At 72.5% G+C, this 16,992-nt stretch carries 17 protein-coding genes; 7 read left to right on the forward strand and 10 right to left on the reverse strand.

Translation table 11 applies throughout. The features are described from left to right. Positions 1–235: 235 nt before the first annotated feature. Positions 236–370 (forward strand): hypothetical protein, encoded by a 135-nt coding sequence (locus IE182_RS32520; RefSeq protein ID WP_268249633.1) that lies wholly within the window; start codon positions 236–238, stop codon positions 368–370. Between the two features lie 275 nt (positions 371–645). Here the strand turns inward: IE182_RS32520 and IE182_RS23335 are convergent, their stop codons facing one another. From IE182_RS23335 to IE182_RS23345, 3 genes are all read right to left on the reverse strand, one after another. Then, positions 646–2,268, reverse strand: coding sequence for a penicillin-binding transpeptidase domain-containing protein (locus IE182_RS23335; protein ID WP_190111867.1), 1,623 nt, complete (start codon positions 2,266–2,268; stop codon positions 646–648). A gap of 181 nt (positions 2,269–2,449) precedes the next feature. After that, positions 2,450–4,219 (reverse strand): dolichyl-phosphate-mannose--protein mannosyltransferase, encoded by a 1,770-nt coding sequence (locus IE182_RS23340; RefSeq protein ID WP_190111868.1) that lies wholly within the window; start codon positions 4,217–4,219, stop codon positions 2,450–2,452. Positions 4,220–4,276: 57 nt separating this feature from the next. Next, positions 4,277–4,813 (reverse strand): DUF6415 family natural product biosynthesis protein, encoded by a 537-nt coding sequence (locus IE182_RS23345; protein WP_190111869.1) that lies wholly within the window; start codon positions 4,811–4,813, stop codon positions 4,277–4,279. A gap of 152 nt (positions 4,814–4,965) precedes the next feature. Here IE182_RS23345 and IE182_RS23350 point away from each other — a divergent pair, with 152 nt between their 5' ends. The 3 genes from IE182_RS23350 to IE182_RS23360 are packed head-to-tail and all read left to right on the forward strand — an operon-like array spanning position 4,966 to position 6,593. Further along, positions 4,966–5,205, forward strand: coding sequence for a hypothetical protein (locus IE182_RS23350; RefSeq protein ID WP_190111870.1), 240 nt, complete (start codon positions 4,966–4,968; stop codon positions 5,203–5,205). Continuing rightward, positions 5,180–5,704, forward strand: a complete 525-nt coding sequence (locus IE182_RS23355; RefSeq protein ID WP_190111871.1) for a DUF6879 family protein — start codon at positions 5,180–5,182, stop codon at positions 5,702–5,704. The genes IE182_RS23350 and IE182_RS23355 overlap by 26 nt, the downstream gene beginning before the upstream one ends. A gap of 25 nt (positions 5,705–5,729) precedes the next feature. After that, a complete protein-coding gene (locus tag IE182_RS23360) occupies positions 5,730–6,593 on the forward strand; it encodes a helix-turn-helix domain-containing protein (protein ID WP_190111872.1) in 864 nt (287 codons plus the stop codon). On the opposite strand, the gene IE182_RS23365 is transcribed toward IE182_RS23360, so the two are convergent. Continuing rightward, a complete protein-coding gene (locus tag IE182_RS23365) occupies positions 6,553–6,804 on the reverse strand; it encodes a hypothetical protein (RefSeq protein WP_190111873.1) in 252 nt (83 codons plus the stop codon). The genes IE182_RS23360 and IE182_RS23365 overlap by 41 nt on opposite strands. Before the next feature lie 191 nt (positions 6,805–6,995). On the opposite strand from IE182_RS23365, the gene IE182_RS23370 reads away from it, so the two are divergent. Next, positions 6,996–7,892: a hypothetical protein gene (locus IE182_RS23370; protein WP_190111874.1), complete on the forward strand. Its 897-nt coding sequence runs from the start codon at positions 6,996–6,998 to the stop codon at positions 7,890–7,892. A gap of 161 nt (positions 7,893–8,053) precedes the next feature. Here the strand turns inward: IE182_RS23370 and IE182_RS32525 are convergent, their stop codons facing one another. The 6 genes from IE182_RS32525 to IE182_RS23395 form a co-directional block, all read right to left on the reverse strand. Continuing rightward, the gene (locus IE182_RS32525; RefSeq protein WP_268249634.1) at positions 8,054–8,188 is read right to left on the reverse strand and encodes a hypothetical protein; all 135 of its coding nucleotides are present in this window, start codon (positions 8,186–8,188) and stop codon (positions 8,054–8,056) included. Positions 8,189–8,417: 229 nt separating this feature from the next. Next, entirely contained in the window at positions 8,418–9,200 is a 783-nt protein-coding gene (locus tag IE182_RS23375) for an SDR family NAD(P)-dependent oxidoreductase (protein ID WP_190111875.1), read from the reverse strand. A gap of 10 nt (positions 9,201–9,210) precedes the next feature. Beyond that, positions 9,211–10,386 carry a serine hydrolase domain-containing protein gene (locus IE182_RS23380; protein ID WP_190111876.1) on the reverse strand — a complete coding sequence of 392 codons (1,176 nt, stop codon included), beginning with the start codon at positions 10,384–10,386 and terminating at the stop codon, positions 9,211–9,213. An 83-nt stretch (positions 10,387–10,469) separates the two neighbouring features. Continuing rightward, complete coding sequence (locus IE182_RS23385; RefSeq protein ID WP_190111877.1) at positions 10,470–11,246, reverse strand: energy-coupling factor ABC transporter ATP-binding protein; 777 nt, start codon at positions 11,244–11,246, stop codon at positions 10,470–10,472. After that, positions 11,243–12,007, reverse strand: a complete 765-nt coding sequence (gene cbiQ / locus IE182_RS23390) for a cobalt ECF transporter T component CbiQ (protein ID WP_190111878.1) — start codon at positions 12,005–12,007, stop codon at positions 11,243–11,245. Before cbiQ ends, IE182_RS23385 begins: the two co-directional genes overlap by 4 nt. Before the next feature lies 1 nt (position 12,008). Further along, the gene (locus IE182_RS23395; RefSeq protein ID WP_190111879.1) at positions 12,009–13,082 is read right to left on the reverse strand and encodes an energy-coupling factor ABC transporter permease; all 1,074 of its coding nucleotides are present in this window, start codon (positions 13,080–13,082) and stop codon (positions 12,009–12,011) included. A 201-nt stretch (positions 13,083–13,283) separates the two neighbouring features. On the opposite strand from IE182_RS23395, the gene IE182_RS23400 reads away from it, so the two are divergent. Next, positions 13,284–15,320 carry an MDR family MFS transporter gene (locus IE182_RS23400; RefSeq protein WP_190111880.1) on the forward strand — a complete coding sequence of 679 codons (2,037 nt, stop codon included), beginning with the start codon at positions 13,284–13,286 and terminating at the stop codon, positions 15,318–15,320. 120 nt (positions 15,321–15,440) lie between these two features. Further along, on the forward strand, positions 15,441–16,985 hold the full coding sequence (locus IE182_RS23405; protein ID WP_190111881.1) for a GmrSD restriction endonuclease domain-containing protein: 1,545 nt from the start codon (positions 15,441–15,443) through the stop codon (positions 16,983–16,985). Positions 16,986–16,992 lie beyond the last annotated feature (7 nt).

The following is a 16,992-nucleotide window of genomic DNA, read 5'->3' on the forward strand; positions in this document are numbered from 1 at the left end:
GGCGACATGCGTTCGAGACGTCCAACTTCCGGTGAACGGCGCCTGCTTGAGGGGTGGGGGCGCCTAGAGTCCCCTTCATGCCGTGTCATCGCACCTGCTGACCTTCGGGTCGGCTCGCCCGTGTTCGGGACTCCATCCAGGGGCCTCGGGCACAGGGGCCGGTGGTCGTCGTGTCCGAGGCTCCCTTGTGGAGTCTCGCATCAGGCGGGCCTCCGACCTGAAGGAAAGGTGCACTATGCCCCGGCATAGGAAGCCGAAGACGCCGGTCGACTGGGATCGAGCAAGGCGGTGGGCGAAGACAGTCACCCTCTGGGTGGACCTGTTCCTCGCCCTGGCCGCCCTGCTCGTCATCCTGACCGGCAAGTCGTGACCGGCGGGGCCTATACCCAGTAGGCCCCGAACGGCCGATTTTCGGCGAGCCCGTCACTGGGGCACCATCCCCGGTGGCGGGCCTTTCCTGCATGGTGACCGGCGGGGCCTACAACCATTAGGCCCCGAACGGCCGATTTTCGGCGAGCCCGTCACTGGGGTGCCCTCCCCGGTGGCGGGCCTTTCCTGCGTAGTGAGCCCACGATAGCGCGGGCGAGGCCCCTCGGCAGGCTCGTCGGGGAACTCGGCACGCTGCCGGACGTCGAGCCGCCCGGGTCAGCCCGCCCGCAGCACCGCCGCCACGACCGGGCCCGCCGAGTCGCCGCCGTGGCCGCCGCGCGGGACGACCGCGGCCGCGGCCACGTCGTCGCGGTAGGCGGTGAACCAGCCGTTGGGGGCGGTCTGGTTGTCGACCTCCGCCGAGCCGGTCTTGGCACCGATGTCGCCGCCGAGGCCCGACATGGCCTTGGCTCCCGTACCCGAGGTGGCGGTGAGCCGCATCATCGAGCGCAGGTCGCGGGCGGCCGCGGGCGACAGGGCGCGGGGGGCTCGGGCCAGGGTGCGGCCGTCCAGGGCCGGGTCGACGAGGTAGGGCTGGCGGAACGAGCCGTTGCGCACGGTCGCGGCCACGGAGGCCATGGCGAGCGGGCTCATCTGCACCCGGCCCTGTCCGATCATGGCGGCCGCCTTGCCGGCGCCGCCGTCGGTGGGCACCCTGCCGTCGAACGTCGGGATGCCGGCCTTCCAGTCCAGGCCGAGGCCGAAGACGTCCCGCGCCTCGGCGGCGAGGGCGTCGTCGGCGAGCTGTCCGGCCAGGGAGATGAAGGCGGTGTTGCAGGAGGCCGCGAAGTCCTGGGCGAAGGTGGCGCGCGGGTTCTCGCTCTGCTCGACGTTGTGGAACGTCATGCCGTAGGTGGCGTTCTTCGGGCAGGGCAGCGGCTTGCCCGGCGACGCCTTGCCCTGCTCCAGCAGCAGTGCGGAGGTGACGACCTTCATCGTGGAGCCGGGGGCGGTCTGGCCGGACAGGGCCGCGTTGAACTCGGTCTTCTTGGCGTTGGCGACGGCCAGGATCTCGCCGGTGCTGGGTTTGACGGCCACGACGGACGCGTCGTCGTGGCGGGAGACGGCCGCCTCGGCGGCCCGCTGCACGGCGGCGCTGAGCGTGGTGCGCAGCGTGCCGGGCTTGCCCTGGGAGACGACGTGCAGCGGCTCGGCCGCGGCGCCGGGCGCCACCGCACCGCCCACGGCCCGGACCTCCACGCCCCGCTCGCCCCCGGCCTTCTCGCCGAACCGCTTGGCCAGCTCGGGCAGGACGAACGCCAGCGAGGGGTGGTCGGCGGCGGTCAGCTCCTTGCCCTCGCGGTCGACGACGGTCACCTTCGGCGTGCCGGTGGTGTCCGTCTTCAGGGTCTGCCCCGCCGCGAGCCGGGGGTGCACGACGCCGGCCTGCCAGCCCACCAGCGGCCGGCCGCTCGACCGGCCCCGGACGACGGTGAGCGAGGAGGCGTACGTCCACGTCGAGCGCTGCTTGGCGTAGGAGACCTCCGCGGTGACGGAGAACGGCACCTTGGCCCCGTCGGCCGTGCCCTGCTTGAACGCCACCTTCTCGACGTGGGCGTCCTCGCGGTAGCCGGTCAGCGCGGCGGTGGCGGCCTCGGCGTTGTCGGTCAGGCCACCGGCCTTCTGCGTGTTGCCCGCCGCCCAGGCGGCGAGGAAGTCGCTGGCGGCCTTCTCGGTCTCCTCGGGCGTCAGCGGCCCGGTCCGTACCGGCGCCGCCTCGCTGTGCGCACCGGAGGTGCCCTCGGCGACGGCGTCGACCAGGTTGTAGGCCCCCAGTCCGGCCGCCCCCACGATGGCCGCCCCGATCACGCCCGTAGCGATCTTCGCGCCAGTGCGCATGCTCCCTGCCCCCTTGTGACCCCCACCAGTTCTGATCAGCTGATCAGAACCTCGTCGGCACTCTACGGGAGAGGAGTGACAGAAGGGACGGCAACGGACAGAGGCGGCCGGTTCCGGTCGGATCCACGTCGACTTCGGTCCGGTTCGCTCCGGTCCGATGTCCGGTCCGCTCGGCAGGTCGTCAGATCCAGGTGTCGAACCACATCCGGTTCCGCCAGGCGTCCATGGGAATCGGCTGCCCCGTGTAGAGCGGGAAGAAGTAGATGAAGTTCCAGACGATGAGCAGCACGAGCACGCCCGCCCCGACCACGCCCACCACCCGGCGCCGCTCCGAGGCCCGCGGCCCGCCGAGGATCGCCCCGATCAGCATGGCCACCGCAAGACACAGGAACGGCACGAAGACGACCGCGTAGAAGACGAAAATGGTCCGTTCCTGCCACATGAACCACGGCAGGTAGCCCGCCGCGACCGCACAGAGCACGGCCCCCGCCCGCCAGTCGCGCCGCAGCGCCCACCGGTAGAGCAGGTACACCAGCGCACAGCACGCCGTCCACCACAGCAGCGGCGTGCCCAGGGCGAGCACCTCGCGGGCGCACTTGTCGGCCTCGTCGATCGGGCAGCCGTCCTGGCCCGCCTTCGGCGACTCGTAGAAGTACGAGACCGGCCGGGACTGCACCAGCCAGCTCCACGGATTGGACTGGTAGGTGTGGGGCGACGAGAGCGTGGTGTTGAACTCCCAGACCTGCTTCTCGTAATGCCACAGGCTGCGCAGCGGGTTGAGGATCCCGGCGAGGAAGCCGTCCGGGCCGTAACCGCCCTCGGTCTCCGCGTAGTGGCGGTTGAAGCCGCTGTGCCGCCAGCCCTCCGTGCGACTGTAGGTGCCGCTGCCGGCGAACCAGCCGGTCCAGGAGGCGACGTACACGCCCACCGCCACGGGCACCGTCGACAGGAACGCCCACGGCGCGTCGCGCCGCAGCGCGGACCGCCACGGGTGGCGGGCCCCCGCCGTGCGCCGGGCTCCGGCGTCCCACACGACGAGCAGCAGCCCGAACGCCGCCAGATACACGGCACCGTTCCACTTCGTGGCGAAGGCCAGCCCGAGGAAGACGCCGGCCGCGATCCGCCAGGGGCGCCACCCCAGCCGCGCCCGGTCGCCGGTCGGGGCGTCCGGGAGCACCGTGCCGTCCGGCCCCGGCGGCAGGGCGGCCGCCAGGCGCGCCCGCGCCTTGTCCCGGTCCACGAGCACGCAGCCGAAGGCGGCCAGCACGAAGAACATCAGCACCGAGTCGAGCAACGCCGTGCGGCTCATGACGAAGTGCAGCCCGTCCACGGCGAGCAACGCCCCCGCCAGACAGCCCAGGAATGTCGACCGGAACAGCCGCCGCCCGATGCGGCAGAGCATCAGCACCGACAGCGTGCCGAGCACGGCCGTCATGAAGCGCCAGCCGAACGGATCGAGCCCGAACATCCACTCGCCGATCGCGATGACCCACTTGCCGACGGGCGGGTGCACGACGTACCCCGGTGCGTCGGGGGCGCCGTGGTAGCCCTCGATGATGCGGTCGTTGACGTCCTTGACGCTGTTCCAGTCGACCTCGTAGCCGTACTTCAGCAGGCCCCAGGCGTCCTTGGCGTAGTACGTCTCGTCGAATATGACCGCCTTGGGGCTGCCCAGGTTCCAGAAGCGGATGACGCCCGCGACCAGCGCGACGAGCAGCGGCCCGGCCCACCCCATGGACCGCGCGAGACGGTCGGCCGCTCTCGGCCCGGCCCCCGCCGCCGCCCACAGCCGCGTCCCGGGCTCGGGGAACGGCGGCACGAGCCGCTCCCGCACGTCGGGCTGCGCCGTGGGGCCCACGTAGCCGAAGCGGCGGAGTCTGCGCTGCCACGGGGGCGGCTGCTCGTCTGCCGTCGGGCCCTGCCGGCCGTGCGTCGCGGTGTCACTGGTCACCGCGCCATCGTAGGGAACGACCCTGTGCGAGTCCTGGGGACACCTCGCGGCCCCGTCTTAGGACCCGTGCGCCTCGCGCTGGTGGACACCCATGCGGGTGGCGGCGTCGCGCATCGCGCCGGGGTCGCCGCGCCGCTCGGCCGCGCGCCGGTCGGCCTTGAGGTACGCGCACTGGGCGCAGCGCTCCTCCGGCAGCACGCCCCGCAGGTGGTGGCACGCCCGCCCGAGGTCCTGCATGTGCAAAACGGCCGAGCGCAGGCCCGGACCGGGCCCGCCCGCGAGCTCGTGGCGGGCCGCGTCGACGACCGACTGTGCGTGGTCCCACTCCGGGGTGCCGCGCGTCATGGAGCCGACGTGGGCTTCGGCGGCGGGCAGGAGCGCGAGGAGGTAGGCGCGCAGTCGTGCGGTGGTCTCGACGACCTCTTCGTGACGCGGCAGCACGGCCGGATGCGCGGTCGCACGGCGGACGGCTTCGGCGACGTACTGCGACATCTCGGCGGCGGTGGGACGGCCCGCCGACGCGCTCGCCGCGTCCCCTGCGGGATGCGTTGTTTGGTGGGCCACGGCCTTGCCCTTCACATGCATGGTTGCCATGCACCGACCGTACGGAGAGAGGTCCGGATCACTCAGTGAAGTTGCAGGGAATTGCACGCCAATTCCCGCCCAGTGAGGCGCCCTTGACCGCACCCTGCTGGTCGGACAGGCTCGTGCAAGCAAGCGCACCCCATTCGCCTTGGGAGGCACGCATGGCCCTACGATTCATCGGAACCGACCCGAACCCGGTCGACGGCGAGTGCCCCACGGTGTGGTTCGACAAGGACAGGCACGAGTTCGTCTTCCAAGGGTGGAAGGCTGATGAGGAACTGCGGGCCACGTGCCTGGAGACCGGCCCCATCCCGCCGAGCGAGGCTGTGGTCCGGCTGCCCGCCCGCATGGCGCAGATGATCAGGGAGGCGTGTGATGTCGCAGAACGTGCCCGGCTTTGAGGAGCTGCTCCGCGGCTGCGAGCGGTCTGCGGTCCACCTGGAGACACGGGACGTGTACGCGGTGGACTACGAGGAGTCCGGCTTCGCGGCGTGGAAGGCCGGCCACCGGCACGACCCGGCCGACCGTGCATCGTGGTGGCGCCCGTGGCTGGACCTCGTATCCGAGACCGTCGGCCGTAGCGTGATCATCCGACGGGCCCGCATCGTGTCCGAGCCGGTGAGCGAGTACATCGAGTTCGAGCACCACAGCACCTTCACCAACGTCGCTGCCGGTGAATCCGTCCGGTGGCTGCCACGGCGGCGCGCGTCGGACCTTTGCCTGCCCGGCAACGACTTCTGGCTGTTCGACGACCGGCTGGTGCGGTTCAACCACTTCACGGGCGACGGCGCCTCGGCCGGTGGAGAAATGCGCGAGGAGCAAGCCGTGGTGAAGCTCTGCTCGTCAGCGTTCGAGGCGGTCTGGGAGCGGGCCACCCCGCACGAAGAGTTCTGCGTTTAAGGGGCCGCTACGGAACTTCCGGTCCATGACCACGTCCCCTTCATCGAGCGCCCAGGCCGCGAGGGCGGCCGTCGCCGCCCGGCTCCGTGAGGTCCGCCTCGACGCGGGTCTCACCGGGCGCGAGCTGTCCGCTCGCGGACAATGGCACCCGGCGAAGACGTCCCGGATCGAGAACGCCAGGACGCCTCCCTCCGACGCGGACATCCGTGCGTGGTGTGCCGCATGCGGAGCCGACGATCAGGCGGCCGACATCATCGCCGCCTCTCGTGCCGCCCACTCCATGTGGGTGGAATGGCGGCGCAGACAGCGGACCGGACTGCGTCGGCTGCAGGAGTCGTACACCGCCCTGTTCCACGAGACACGGCTCTTTCGTGTCTACGCATCGACCCTGGTCCCCGGTCTGCTGCAGACGGAGGGATACGCGACCGCGCTGCTCTCCTCCATCACGGAGTTCCGCCGGATTCCCGACGACGTGGAAGACGCCGTCAAGGCTCGACTGGCCAGATCACGGGTTCTCCACGAGGGGGATCACCGGTTCGCCCTGCTCGTCGAGGAATCCGTGCTGCGGTATCGGATGGGTGATGCGGAGACAATGGCGGGCCAGCTGGGACATCTCCTGTCGGTGGGCTCCCTGCCGTCGGTCTCCCTCGGCGTGATCCCGTTCACGAGCACGTCGAGAGGGATCTGGCCCATGGAGACCTTCCACGTGTACGACGACGAACTCGTCTCCGTGGAGGTGCTGTCGGCGCGAGCCACCGTCCAGCAGCCCAGCGAAGTGGGCCTGTACGTGAAGGCGTTCACCGAACTCTCACGGATGGCGGTCTACGGCGCCGCCGCACGAGCGCTGATCACCTCGGCCATTGAGGCTCTCGATCACGCCCACGAGTAGCTTCGGCGTCGATGAGGGCACCGAACTCGGTGAACGACCGGAGCGGCTGGAGGCTGTTCAGCTCCTGCGCCTGGGTGGCCGCGTACACCAGGTGCTCGTTCAGCTGCTCCAGCCGGGAAGGTACGAGCTGGGCAACAGCCGCCCGCAGACCTTCGGGCGTCAGCGGCGGCATGGGAATCTCACCGGCGGAGGAAACGGGCTGAGCGCTCATGGCGCCATCCTGCCACTCGTGGATCGGCCGTGCGGGGTGAACCCGTCGGCGCGGTCGCCGGAGGTGTCGAGCTTTGGGGAGAGGCGGTGAACACCCTGCGAAATGCGCTACGTTGCGCGCAAGAAGCGACCCCCGACGCCGGCGGCAACCGGCGAGGGGGGTCTACACCACGAGGGAAAGCGACTCCCTGGATGCTCCGGCATGCTATCGCCCCCGCCCGTTTCTTCACCCAGGTGCCGAACGAGATCATCCGGCACCCGCGCCTGTCGTCGGACGCCGTCCGTCTTCTGCAGTGGCAGCTGTCCCTGCCCGCGGAGGCGCACCAGCCGCTGTCGGAGACGGCGAGACAAGCCGGGATCAAGAAGACGGCGTTCATCCGCGCGAAGCGGCAACTGATCGACGAGGGGTTCCTCCACGAGTGGCGCCGCCAGGGCGTCGCAGGACGCTGGCGGACGACGCAGCTCATCTCGAACGTGCCGCTGACGCCGGAGGAGGCGCTGGCCGTGCGGGACGGCGACGGAGCGGTCCCGCCGAGTGCCGTCGAACCGGCCGTCGGTCAGACGACCCCTCGGGCCGTCGGCCGTTCCCAGAAGAACACTGAGGGGGACACTCCCCACCCTCCCCACCCGCTCGCCGAGCGCGGCGCGCATGCGCTGACGGCGGTGACACGAGGGGAGCGCAGGCTGCGCCTCTCGGGCAGGGACGTGCGGGCCCTGGCCCCGCTCGCCGCGGAGTGGCTCACGCGCGGCGCCACGCTCGCCGACCTCCGGGAGGCGCTGACGTCCGGCCTGCCGGACACCGTCCACTCCCCCGCGGGCATCACCCGCAACCGCCTGACCAGGAAAATGCCGGACCCCGCCCCCGAGCCGGGGCCCCGCCCCCAGCCGCTGCGCGCCTGCACGGGCGGCTGCGGCCGCATGATCCGGCCGGTCGCGGACGAGACGGCGTGCCGCGACTGCCGGATGGACGGGGCGGTGGCAGCCGCGTACGACACCTCGGGCGCGACGGCCGCAACGCAACGCGGCATGGCCGCCGTCCGCGCCGCGCTGTGCGCCCGCCCTCTGCCCGCTGCCGGTTCGATGCCGTGAGCCGACGCGGCAAAGGCGATAACGCTGCCCTTGAGCGTCATCCGCGCTATCGTGAGGCTCGTTGCACAGAAAAGCCCGCCACGGGCGGCTGGAACCGGGACCGTGACGGGCGTACCGAAGAGGTTGGCCGTACGGGGCCTAATGGAGATAGGCCCCGCCGGTCACGCCTTGCCGATCAAGATCAGGGCCAGGGCGGTCAGGGCGACGAACAGTTCCACCCAGGGGGTGGCTGTCTTCACCCACCGCCTCACCCGATTCCAGTCGATCAGCGGCTTCGGCTTGCCATGGCGCGCCATAGAGCACCTTTCCTCAGGTCGGAGGCCCGCCTACTGCGAGACTCCACGAGGGAGCCTCGGACACGGCGACCACCGGCCCCCGCACCCGAGGCCCCTGGATGGAGTCCCGAACGCGGGCGAGCCGACCCGAGGGTCAGCAGGTACTTCTGTCACGCCACGCGGGAGACTCTAGCCCTCCACTCTCCAACCCGACGCGTTTCGCGGGAATTTGGGCAGATCGAACAGCTGTCTAAGCGCTCCCCCGCATCGCCCGGCGCAGCCCCGTGTTCGCCGTCAGGATCCCCCCGTCCACCGGGAGGGTCACCCCCGTGATCCATCCCGCGTCCGTCGACGCGAGGAACGCGACCGCCGCCGCGATGTCCTCCGGGCGTCCCACGCGGCCCAGCGGGTAGTGGGCCGCCGCCCGTTCCAGGACGGATTCGCGGCCGTGCCAGTTGGGGGTGTCGACCGTGCCCGGGGCGATGAGGTTGACGCGCACGCCGCGCGGGGCGCATTCGCCGGCGAGGGTGCGGGTGAGGCTCGCGAGGCCCGCTTTGGCGGCGCTGTAGGCGTGGTTGCCGAAGTCCTGCTCGCCGTTGACGGAGCCGATGTTGACGACCGCGCCGCGGCCGTCGGCGGCGGCCAGTGCGGGCATCGCCGCGCGGACGCACCGCAGGGCGCCGGTCAGCGTGACGTCCAGGTCGCGGGCCCACGCCTCGTCCGCGTACTCCTCGACCCGCGGCGGGTCGGGGTGGCAGGAGAAGGCGTTGTTGACCAGGACGTCAAGGCCGCCGAAGCGGTCCACCGCACGGGCGACCGCGGCCTCGGCCGCCGCGCGGTCGGCCACGTCGCACGGCGCCGACTCGGCCGTCAGGCCGTCCGCCCGCAGCGCGGCCGCCGCCTGCGCGGCCCGCTGGCCGTCGGCGTCGGTCAGGAGCACCCGCGCGCCCTCGGAGGCCAGGCGGCGCGCGGTGGCCGCGCCGATGCCCCGGCCGGCGCCGGTGATCAGTACCGCATAGCCCTCGAAGCGCATGCGGGCAGCATTACCCCGCCAGGGACTTCGCAACCGCCCGGACCAGCGCCTGGGCCCGCGGATCGGCGGTGACGTTCTTCTGCAGGCCGTTGGTCACGTAGCCGAAGGAGACGCCCGACTCGGGGTCGGCGAAGGCCAGGGAGCCGCCGCGGCCCGGGTGGCCGAAGGAGCCGGGGGCCAGCAGCGGAGAGGCCGGGCCGTGCAGCATGTAGCCGAGGCCGAAGCGGGTGTTCACGACCAGGACGCGGTCCGGGCCCGCCGACTCCTCCGTGCGGGCCATGGTCAGCGTCGCGGGGGCGAACAGGCGGCGGCCGCCGTCGACGACGCCGATGAGGGAGCCGTAGAAGCGGGCCAGCGCGTCCGCGGTGGCGATGCCCGCCGACGCGGGCAGCTCGGCGGCGCGGTAGGCCGGGTCGTTCTCGTCGGCGAGCGGGGTGATCGCGGCGAAGGCGCGGCGGGTCAGCGAGGAGGGGTCGGCGTAGGCATCGGCGACCGATGCCTTGGCGCGCACCCGCAGCCCGGCGGAGGCGGGCGCGGCGGGCGCCTCGATGTCGGCCACGCGGCCCGCCCGGCCCTGCTCGGCCTCCGGCAGGCCGACCCACAGGTCCAGGCCCAGCGGCCCGGATATCTCCTCGGCGACCCAGGTCCCCAGCGTCCGGCCGGTCACCCGCCGCACCAGCTCGCCGATCAGCCAGCTGTAGGTCTGCGCGTGGTAGCCGTGGTCCGTGCCGGGCTCCCAGGCGGGCGCCTGCGCGGCGACCGCCCGCGGGCCGCTGACGCCGTCGATGGCCTCGGCGGGGGTGAGCGGGGTGTCGAGGACGGGCAGGCCGGCACGGTGCGAGAGCAGGTGCCGGACGAGCACCCGCTCCTTGCCGTTCGCCTTGAACTCCGGCCAGTACGTGCCCACGGGCGCGTCCAGGTCGACCTGGCCGCGCTGGTGCAGGAGCAGCGGCACTGCGGCGGCAACGCCCTTGGTGGCGGAACGGACGATCTGCGCGGTGCCGCGCCGCCAGGGCTCGCCGCCGCCGTCCGCGTCCTTCGTGCCGGCCCACAGGTCGACGACCTTGCGGCCGTCGCGGTGGACGGCGACGGCGGCGCCGCGTTCACCGCGCCGCGCGAAGTTGTCCGCGAAGGCGTCCCGGACCGGTTCGAAACCGTCCGCCACCGTGCCCTGGACGTCCACCACTGTCTTCCGCTCCCACCGTGCCGATCGCTACAAATCCATCCACCATGGTGCAACGTGATCGCAGGTGCTCCGGACCAGGGGGGTCACCGCGGCACGGCCACCGACCTCGGATCGAAGCCGAACGGCAGCTCCAGCCGGTGGGCCCGCATGAGCTCCTCGTCGCACAGCAGCTCCCGCGTGGGCCCGTCTTCGGCGATGACGCCGCCGCTGAGGACCACCGACCGCTCGCACAGCTCCAGCGCGTAGGGCAGGTCGTGCGTGACCATCAGCACAGTGACGTCCAGCGAGCGCAGGATGTCGGCGAGCTCGCGGCGGGAGGCGGGGTCGAGGTTGGAGGACGGCTCGTCGAGGACGAGGATCTCCGGCTCCATGGCCAGGACGGTCGCCACGGCCACCCGCCGCCGCTGCCCGAAGGAGAGGTGGTGCGGGGGGCGGTCCGCGAAGGCGGCCATGCCGACCTGCGCGAGGGCCTTGTCCACGCAGCGCTCCAGCTCGGCGCCGCGCAGCCCGGCGGCCGCCGGGCCGAAGGCGACGTCCTCGCGGACGGTGGGCATGAACAGCTGGTCGTCGGGGTCCTGGAAGACGATGCCGACGCGGCGCCGGATCTCGGCGAGGTTGCGCTTGTCCACCGGCAGCCCGGCCACGCGCACGGAGCCGGCGCCGCCGTCGAGGATGCCGTTGAGGTGGAGGACGAGCGTGGTCTTGCCGGCGCCGTTGGGCCCCAGCAGGGCGACGCGCTCGCCGCGCCCGACGGTCAGGTCCACGCCGAAGAGGGCCTGGTGGCCGTCCGGGTAGGCGAAGGCGAGGCCGGAGACCTCCAGCGAGGGCACGGCAGAGGTACAGGGCACGGCAGAAGTCATGTCAGCATCCATCCCGTCAGGCAGACCGCCAGCGCGGCCAGCGGCAGCGCGGCCGCGTGCGTCCACTGCGCGCGCGAGGCGTTCAGCTCGTCGATCACGGGCATCGTGCCCGCGTACCCCCGGCTGACCATGGCCAGGTGGACGCGTTCGCCGCGCTCGTACGAGCGGATGAACAGCGCCCCCGCGGACCTGGCCAGCACCCCCCAGTGGCGCACGCCGCGCGCGGTGAAGCCGCGCGATTCGCGGGCGATGCGCATGCGCCGCATCTCGTCGGTGACGACGTCCCCGTAGCGGATCATGAAGGAGGCGATCTGGACGAGCAGCGGGGGCATCCGCAGCCGCTGCAGGCCGAGCAGCAGCGCGCGCAGCTCGGTCGTGGCGGCGAGCAGGACGGAGGCGGCGACGCCCAGCGTCCCCTTGGCGAGGATGTTCCAGGCGCCCCAGAGGCCGGACTGGCTGAGTGCGAGGCCCAGCACGTGCACCCGCTCTCCCCCGGCCACGAACGGCATGAGCACCGCGAAGGCCACGAACGGCACCTCGATCAGCAGCCGCCGCAGCAGGAAGGACGCCGGCACCCGGGCCGCGCCCGCGACGGCCGCCAGCAGCAGCGCGTACAGGCCGAAGGCCCAGACCGCCTCGCGCGGCGTGGAGACCACGACGAGGACGAAGCAGAAGACCGCCGCGATCTTGCAGTGCGGGGGCAGGGCGTGGACCGGCGAGCGGGCGTGCCGGTAGAGCTTGTGTGCGTGGCCTGCGCCCATGTCAGAGGGCCTCGGTCCCGGCCGGGGCGGCCGCGGTGCGGGAGCGGCGCTTGCGGACGACCACGAAGACGCCCGTCCCCGCGGCGAGCGTCGCCCCGACGCCGATCACGCCGGCGAGGCCGCCGGAGATGCGCTCGTCGCCGACGTCCTTGACCTGGTAGTCGGCGAGGGGCGAGTCCTTGGCGGCGTGCTCCTCCTCCTTGCTGTCCAGGCCCTTGTCGTGGGCGACCTTCTCCAGGCCGTCGGGGCTGGTGGAGGCGTAGTAGCTGACGAACCCGGCGAGGGCGAGGGCGGCGACGAGGCCGGCGACGGCGACGGGACGCGCCGAGCGGGACGGGGCCGGCGCGGCCTGGGGGACGGTGACGGTGCCGTCCGGCGTCCGCAGCTCCAGGGGCCGGCGCAGCCCCCGGGCGCCGTACACCAGGTCGGGCCGTACGGCGATCACGGCGCCGACCGTCAGTGCGGTGATGACGGCCTCGCCGATGCCGATGAGGACGTGCACGCCGACCATCGCCGTGAAGACCTTGCCGAGCGGCACGTCGGTGGTGCCGCCGAGCGCGTAGAGGCCGGTGAAGGCGACGGCGGCGGCCGGCACGGACACCAGGGCGGCCACGAAGGCGGCCGCGGTCACGGACGGGCGGCGCCGCGGCAGCACGGTCACCAGCAGCCGGAAGAGGCCGTAGGAGACGATCGTGGTGACGACGGCCATGTCGGTGATGTTCACGCCGAGGGCGGTGAGCCCGCCGTCCGCGAACAGCACGCTCTGCATGAGCAGCACCACGGATATGCAGAGCATGCCGGTGCAGGGGCCGACGAGGATCGCCGCCAGTGCCCCGCCCAGGAGGTGGCCGCTCGTACCGGCCGCCACCGGGAAGTTCAGCATCTGGACGGCGAAGACGAAGGCGGCCACGAGGCCGGCCAGCGGGGCCGTCCGCTCCCCTCCGTGCCCGGAGCCGTCGACGGAGCCGCCGAGCTCCCGCCGCGCGCCGCGCAGGGCGACGGCGACGGCTGCCGCGGCCACGGCTCCCGTCGCCAGGGAGACCGGGGCGTTGATGAAACCGTCGGGTACGTGCATGACGGCGCTCCGTCCGTTCGATCGAGCTGCTCGGGCGCATGTTGTTCATTCGTGAACCGCTCGATGATAGGGGCGCACTGCGAAAAGGTCGCAAGAGCGTGCACCCCGCGACTGCGCGCCCCTCGCCCGGCCGCCCCACGCCCGCCAGAGGTGGCGAGCCGGGACATCTCCCCAAATGCTGGGCACGGGAGGTACGTCACCATGGCCACCACCGCCGCGCCCGCCCCACAGGCCCCGGCTCCGCCCGTGCTGAGCCGTCGCCGCACCAATCTGGTGTTCGTCACGATCGTGCTCGGCATGCTCCTCGCCGCCCTCGACCAGACGATCGTCTCGACGGCGCTGCCGACGATCGTCGCCGATCTGGGCGGCGGCGGGCACATGGCGTGGGTGGTGACGGCGTACCTGCTGGCCGAGACGGTCTCGACGGTCCTGGTGGGACGGTTCGGCGACCTCTTCGGCCGGAAGGTGGTCTTCCAGCTGAGTGCGGTCGTCTTCACCGCCGGCTCGGTCTTCGCGGGCGCCGCGACGTCCATGCCGATGCTGATCGCCGCCCGCGCCGTCCAGGGCGTCGGCGGCGGCGGGCTGATGGTGACGGCCATGGCGCTGATCGCGGACGTCATCCCGCTGCGCGAGCGCGGCAAGTACCAGGGCGCGCTCGGCGCGGTCTTCGGGGTCACCACCGTCGTCGGGCCGACGCTCGGCGGGATCTTCACCGACCAGGCGACGTGGCGCTGGTGCTTCTACGTCAACGTGCCGGTCGCCATCGTGATGGTGGCCATGGCGGCGCGCACCGTCCCGGTGGTCCGGCCGGCGGTCCGGCCGGTCATCGACTACCTGGGCATCGCCCTGGTGGCGCTGGGCTCCTCGGCGCTGGTCCTCGGCCTGGAGTGGGGCGGCAGCACCTACGCGTGGAGCTCGGCGGTGATCGTCGGCCTCTTCACGGGGGCGGTGGTGCTGCTGGCGGCGTTCGTCCTCGTGGAGCTCCGGGCCGCGGAGCCCATGCTGCCCATGCACCTCTTCCGCACCCCCGTCTTCACCGTCTGCTCGGTGCTCAGCTTCATCGTGGGCTTCGCGATGCTGGGCTCCCTGACGTACCTGCCGACGTATCTGCAGTACGTGGACGGGGTGTCGGCCACCATGTCGGGGGTGCGGGCGCTGCCGATGGTGGCCGGCGTGCTGGGGGCGTCCATGCTCTCCGGCGTCGTCGTCAGCCGGACCGGCCGCTACCGCGTCTTCCCCCTCGCCGGTATGGCCGTGATGGCGTTGGGCCTGTACCTGATGTCGACGATGGGCAGGACGACGGGCGTCTGGCTGGAGTCGCTGTACATGTTCGTCTTCGGGGTCGGACTGGGGCTGGCCATGCAGGTGCTGACGATCGCGGTGCAGAACACCGTGCCGTACCACGAGCTGGGCACGGCGACGTCGGGCGTGACGTTCTTCCGCACGCTCGGCAGCGCCTTCGGCACGGCCATCTTCGGCACGCTCTACACCGCCCAGCTCGTCCCCAACCTCACGGAGGCGCTGGCGCGTTCGCCCGGGGTGCCCCTGGCCGCCGTGCAGAGCCCGCAGGTGCTCGGCAGCCTGCCCGAGGAGCGGGTCCGGCTCGTCGTCGACGCGTACGCCCGGACGGTGAACTACGTCTTCTTCTGGGTGGTGCCCGTCGCGCTGGCCGGGTTCGTCGTGGCGTGGTTCCTGAAGGAGGTGCCGCTGCGCGACAGCGCGCGGGCCGGGGCCTCCGACATGGGCGAGGGCTTCGCGGCGCCGGACTCCGCGGAGGCGGACCGGCAGCTGGAACGGGCGGTGGCCGGCGTGATGCGCATGACGAAGGGCCGGCCCGTCAGCCGTCAGGTCCTGCTCGCGTCCGGCAGCCGCCTCGACCCGGTCGAGGCGTGGACCCTCGGCCAGATCCACTGGCGGCTGCGCGTCCGGGGCGACGCCCGGCTGTCCGCCATCGCGGCCGCCCACCGGATGCCGCCGGAGGTGCTGGCCCCGGCCTTCGCCCGGGCGGCGGGGGCCGGGTACGCGCGCGTGGACGGCGACCACCTGTCGCTGACCCCGGCGGGCGAGGCGGAGATCGACCGGCTGGGCACCGCCTGGCGCTCCTGGCTGGCCGCCCGTCTGGACGACTGGGAGGTCGGCGATCCCGCGGACCGCGCCCGCCTGGACCGGGCCCTGGACAGCCTGGCGGAGCGGCTGCTGGAGGAGGACGAGCACGCGCAGGAGATGGCGGGCGCGTGAGCCCGGCCCGGGCCCCGCAAGCCCAATGGGGTGAATCGCCGTAAACGCATGCATGTCGTCACATATTCGGTCAACTCCATGAGGGTCACGTCGGAGTGGACGTGACGCCAAGGAGGTTCCATGCGACCGGAGGAGATATTCATGCCGTGGTACCGGCGTCTGACCCTGCCGTCCGTCATCACGATGGGACTGGTGTTCAGTGGTACGGCCCTGCCGGGCACGGCCGCGGACGCCGCGCCACGGACCGGGCAGGCCCCGGCCTATCAACGGGGCGGAGCAAGCCCGATGGACTACGAGGAGGCCAGCTGCGAGGGCCCGTCGGCGGACGAGGGGGACGTCTACTCCCAACCCCCCAGGACCTCGACCACCAAGCCCCCCGAAGGAACCCACCCGAAGGGCCCCGAGGGCACGCACCCGAAGCCCTCGGAGGGGACGCACGCGAAGACCCAGGAGGGCACGCACACCAAGCCCCAGGAGGGGACCCACCCCAAGGCCCCTGAGGGCGCACCCTCCACGGCCCCGAAGGACGCACCGGCCAAGGCCCAGGAGGGGACACACCCCAAGACGACCGAAGGCACGCACGCCAAGGCCCCCGAGGCAGCACCCTCCACAGCCCCGAAGGACGCACCGGCCAAGACAGCGGAAGGCGCGCACCCCAAGACGGCCGAGGGCACGCACAGCAAGACCCCGGAGGGCACGCACGCCAAGCCCCAGGAGGGGACGCACCCCAAGGCCCCTGAGGGCGCACCCTCCACGGCCCCGAAGGACGCACCGGCCAAGACGGCCGAGGGCACCCACCCCAAGACGGCCGAGGGCACCCACCCCAAGGCCCCCGAAGCGGCACCCTCCACGGCCCCGAAGGACATGCCGGCCAAGGCCCAGGAGGGGCAGCACCCCAAGACGGCCGAAGGCACGCACGCCAAGGCCCCCGAGGGGATGCCCCCCAAGGCCCCGGACGGCGAGCACGCCAGGACGGCCGAAGGGACCCAGCCCAAGACAGCGGAAGGCACCCACCCCAAGGCCCCCGAAGCGGCACCCTCCGCGGCCCCGAAGGACGCACCGGCCAAGGAGGCCCCGGCGACCCACCGCGCCCTCCCGATGAACTGGCCCCGGAACATTCCGGACCGCGACGATGCCGCGCGCATGCTGGACGAGCTGGACGTGCAGCCGTTCAGCAGCAAGGGCTACGACCGCCGGCACTTCGGCGGCGCCTGCTGGGTCCGGCACGGCATCAACCGGTGCACCACCCGTGAGCTCGTCCTCAAGCTCCAGTCCGTCGTCCCCGCGACGCTCGACGGACTCTGCCGGGTCGTCGGCGGCAAGTGGCGCAGCGAGTACGACAACAGGGACATGGCCGATCCGACGCACATCGACGTGGACCACATCGTGCCGCTGCGGAACGCATGGGGTTCCGGGGCGAGCTCGTGGACGCCGCGGAAGCGCCAGGAGTTCGCCAACGACATGACGGCCACGCCGCAGCTGATCGCGGTGTCCACCTGGAGCAACCGCCGCAAGGGCGACAAGGGACCGGACAAGTGGCTGCCGCAGGGCGGTGAGTGCACCTACAGCCGGGCGTGGATCGCGGTGAAGGACTACTACGGCCTGAGCGTCACGCTGGCGGAGAAGGCCAAGCTGGAGCAGGTCCTCGCCGGCTGCCGGAACTGACCCGGGC

It is taken from the genome of Streptomyces cinnamoneus, assembly GCF_014650495.1.
Lineage (GTDB): Bacteria > Actinomycetota > Actinomycetes > Streptomycetales > Streptomycetaceae > Streptomyces > Streptomyces cinnamoneus.

Bases quoted from the DNA above. Each gene is read 5' to 3' on its own strand.
- IE182_RS32525 (WP_268249634.1), bottom strand. From the start codon at position 8,188: ATGGCGCGCCATGGCAAGCCGAAGCCGCTGATCGACTGGAATCGGGTG.
- IE182_RS23355 (WP_190111871.1), top strand. From the start codon at position 5,180: ATGTCGCAGAACGTGCCCGGCTTTGAGGAGCTGCTCCGCGGCTGCGAG.
- IE182_RS23350 (WP_190111870.1), top strand. From the start codon at position 4,966: ATGGCCCTACGATTCATCGGAACCGACCCGAACCCGGTCGACGGCGAG.
- IE182_RS23365 (WP_190111873.1), bottom strand. From the start codon at position 6,804: ATGAGCGCTCAGCCCGTTTCCTCCGCCGGTGAGATTCCCATGCCGCCG.
- IE182_RS23375 (WP_190111875.1), bottom strand. From the start codon at position 9,200: ATGCGCTTCGAGGGCTATGCGGTACTGATCACCGGCGCCGGCCGGGGC.
- cbiQ (WP_190111878.1), bottom strand. From the start codon at position 12,007: ATGGGCGCAGGCCACGCACACAAGCTCTACCGGCACGCCCGCTCGCCG.
- IE182_RS23385 (WP_190111877.1), bottom strand. From the start codon at position 11,246: ATGACTTCTGCCGTGCCCTGTACCTCTGCCGTGCCCTCGCTGGAGGTC.
- IE182_RS23395 (WP_190111879.1), bottom strand. From the start codon at position 13,082: ATGCACGTACCCGACGGTTTCATCAACGCCCCGGTCTCCCTGGCGACG.
- IE182_RS23405 (WP_190111881.1), top strand. From the start codon at position 15,441: ATGCGACCGGAGGAGATATTCATGCCGTGGTACCGGCGTCTGACCCTG.
- IE182_RS23360 (WP_190111872.1), top strand. From the start codon at position 5,730: ATGACCACGTCCCCTTCATCGAGCGCCCAGGCCGCGAGGGCGGCCGTC.
- IE182_RS32520 (WP_268249633.1), top strand. From the start codon at position 236: ATGCCCCGGCATAGGAAGCCGAAGACGCCGGTCGACTGGGATCGAGCA.
- IE182_RS23370 (WP_190111874.1), top strand. From the start codon at position 6,996: ATGCTCCGGCATGCTATCGCCCCCGCCCGTTTCTTCACCCAGGTGCCG.
- IE182_RS23345 (WP_190111869.1), bottom strand. From the start codon at position 4,813: ATGGCAACCATGCATGTGAAGGGCAAGGCCGTGGCCCACCAAACAACG.
- IE182_RS23335 (WP_190111867.1), bottom strand. From the start codon at position 2,268: ATGCGCACTGGCGCGAAGATCGCTACGGGCGTGATCGGGGCGGCCATC.
- IE182_RS23400 (WP_190111880.1), top strand. From the start codon at position 13,284: ATGGCCACCACCGCCGCGCCCGCCCCACAGGCCCCGGCTCCGCCCGTG.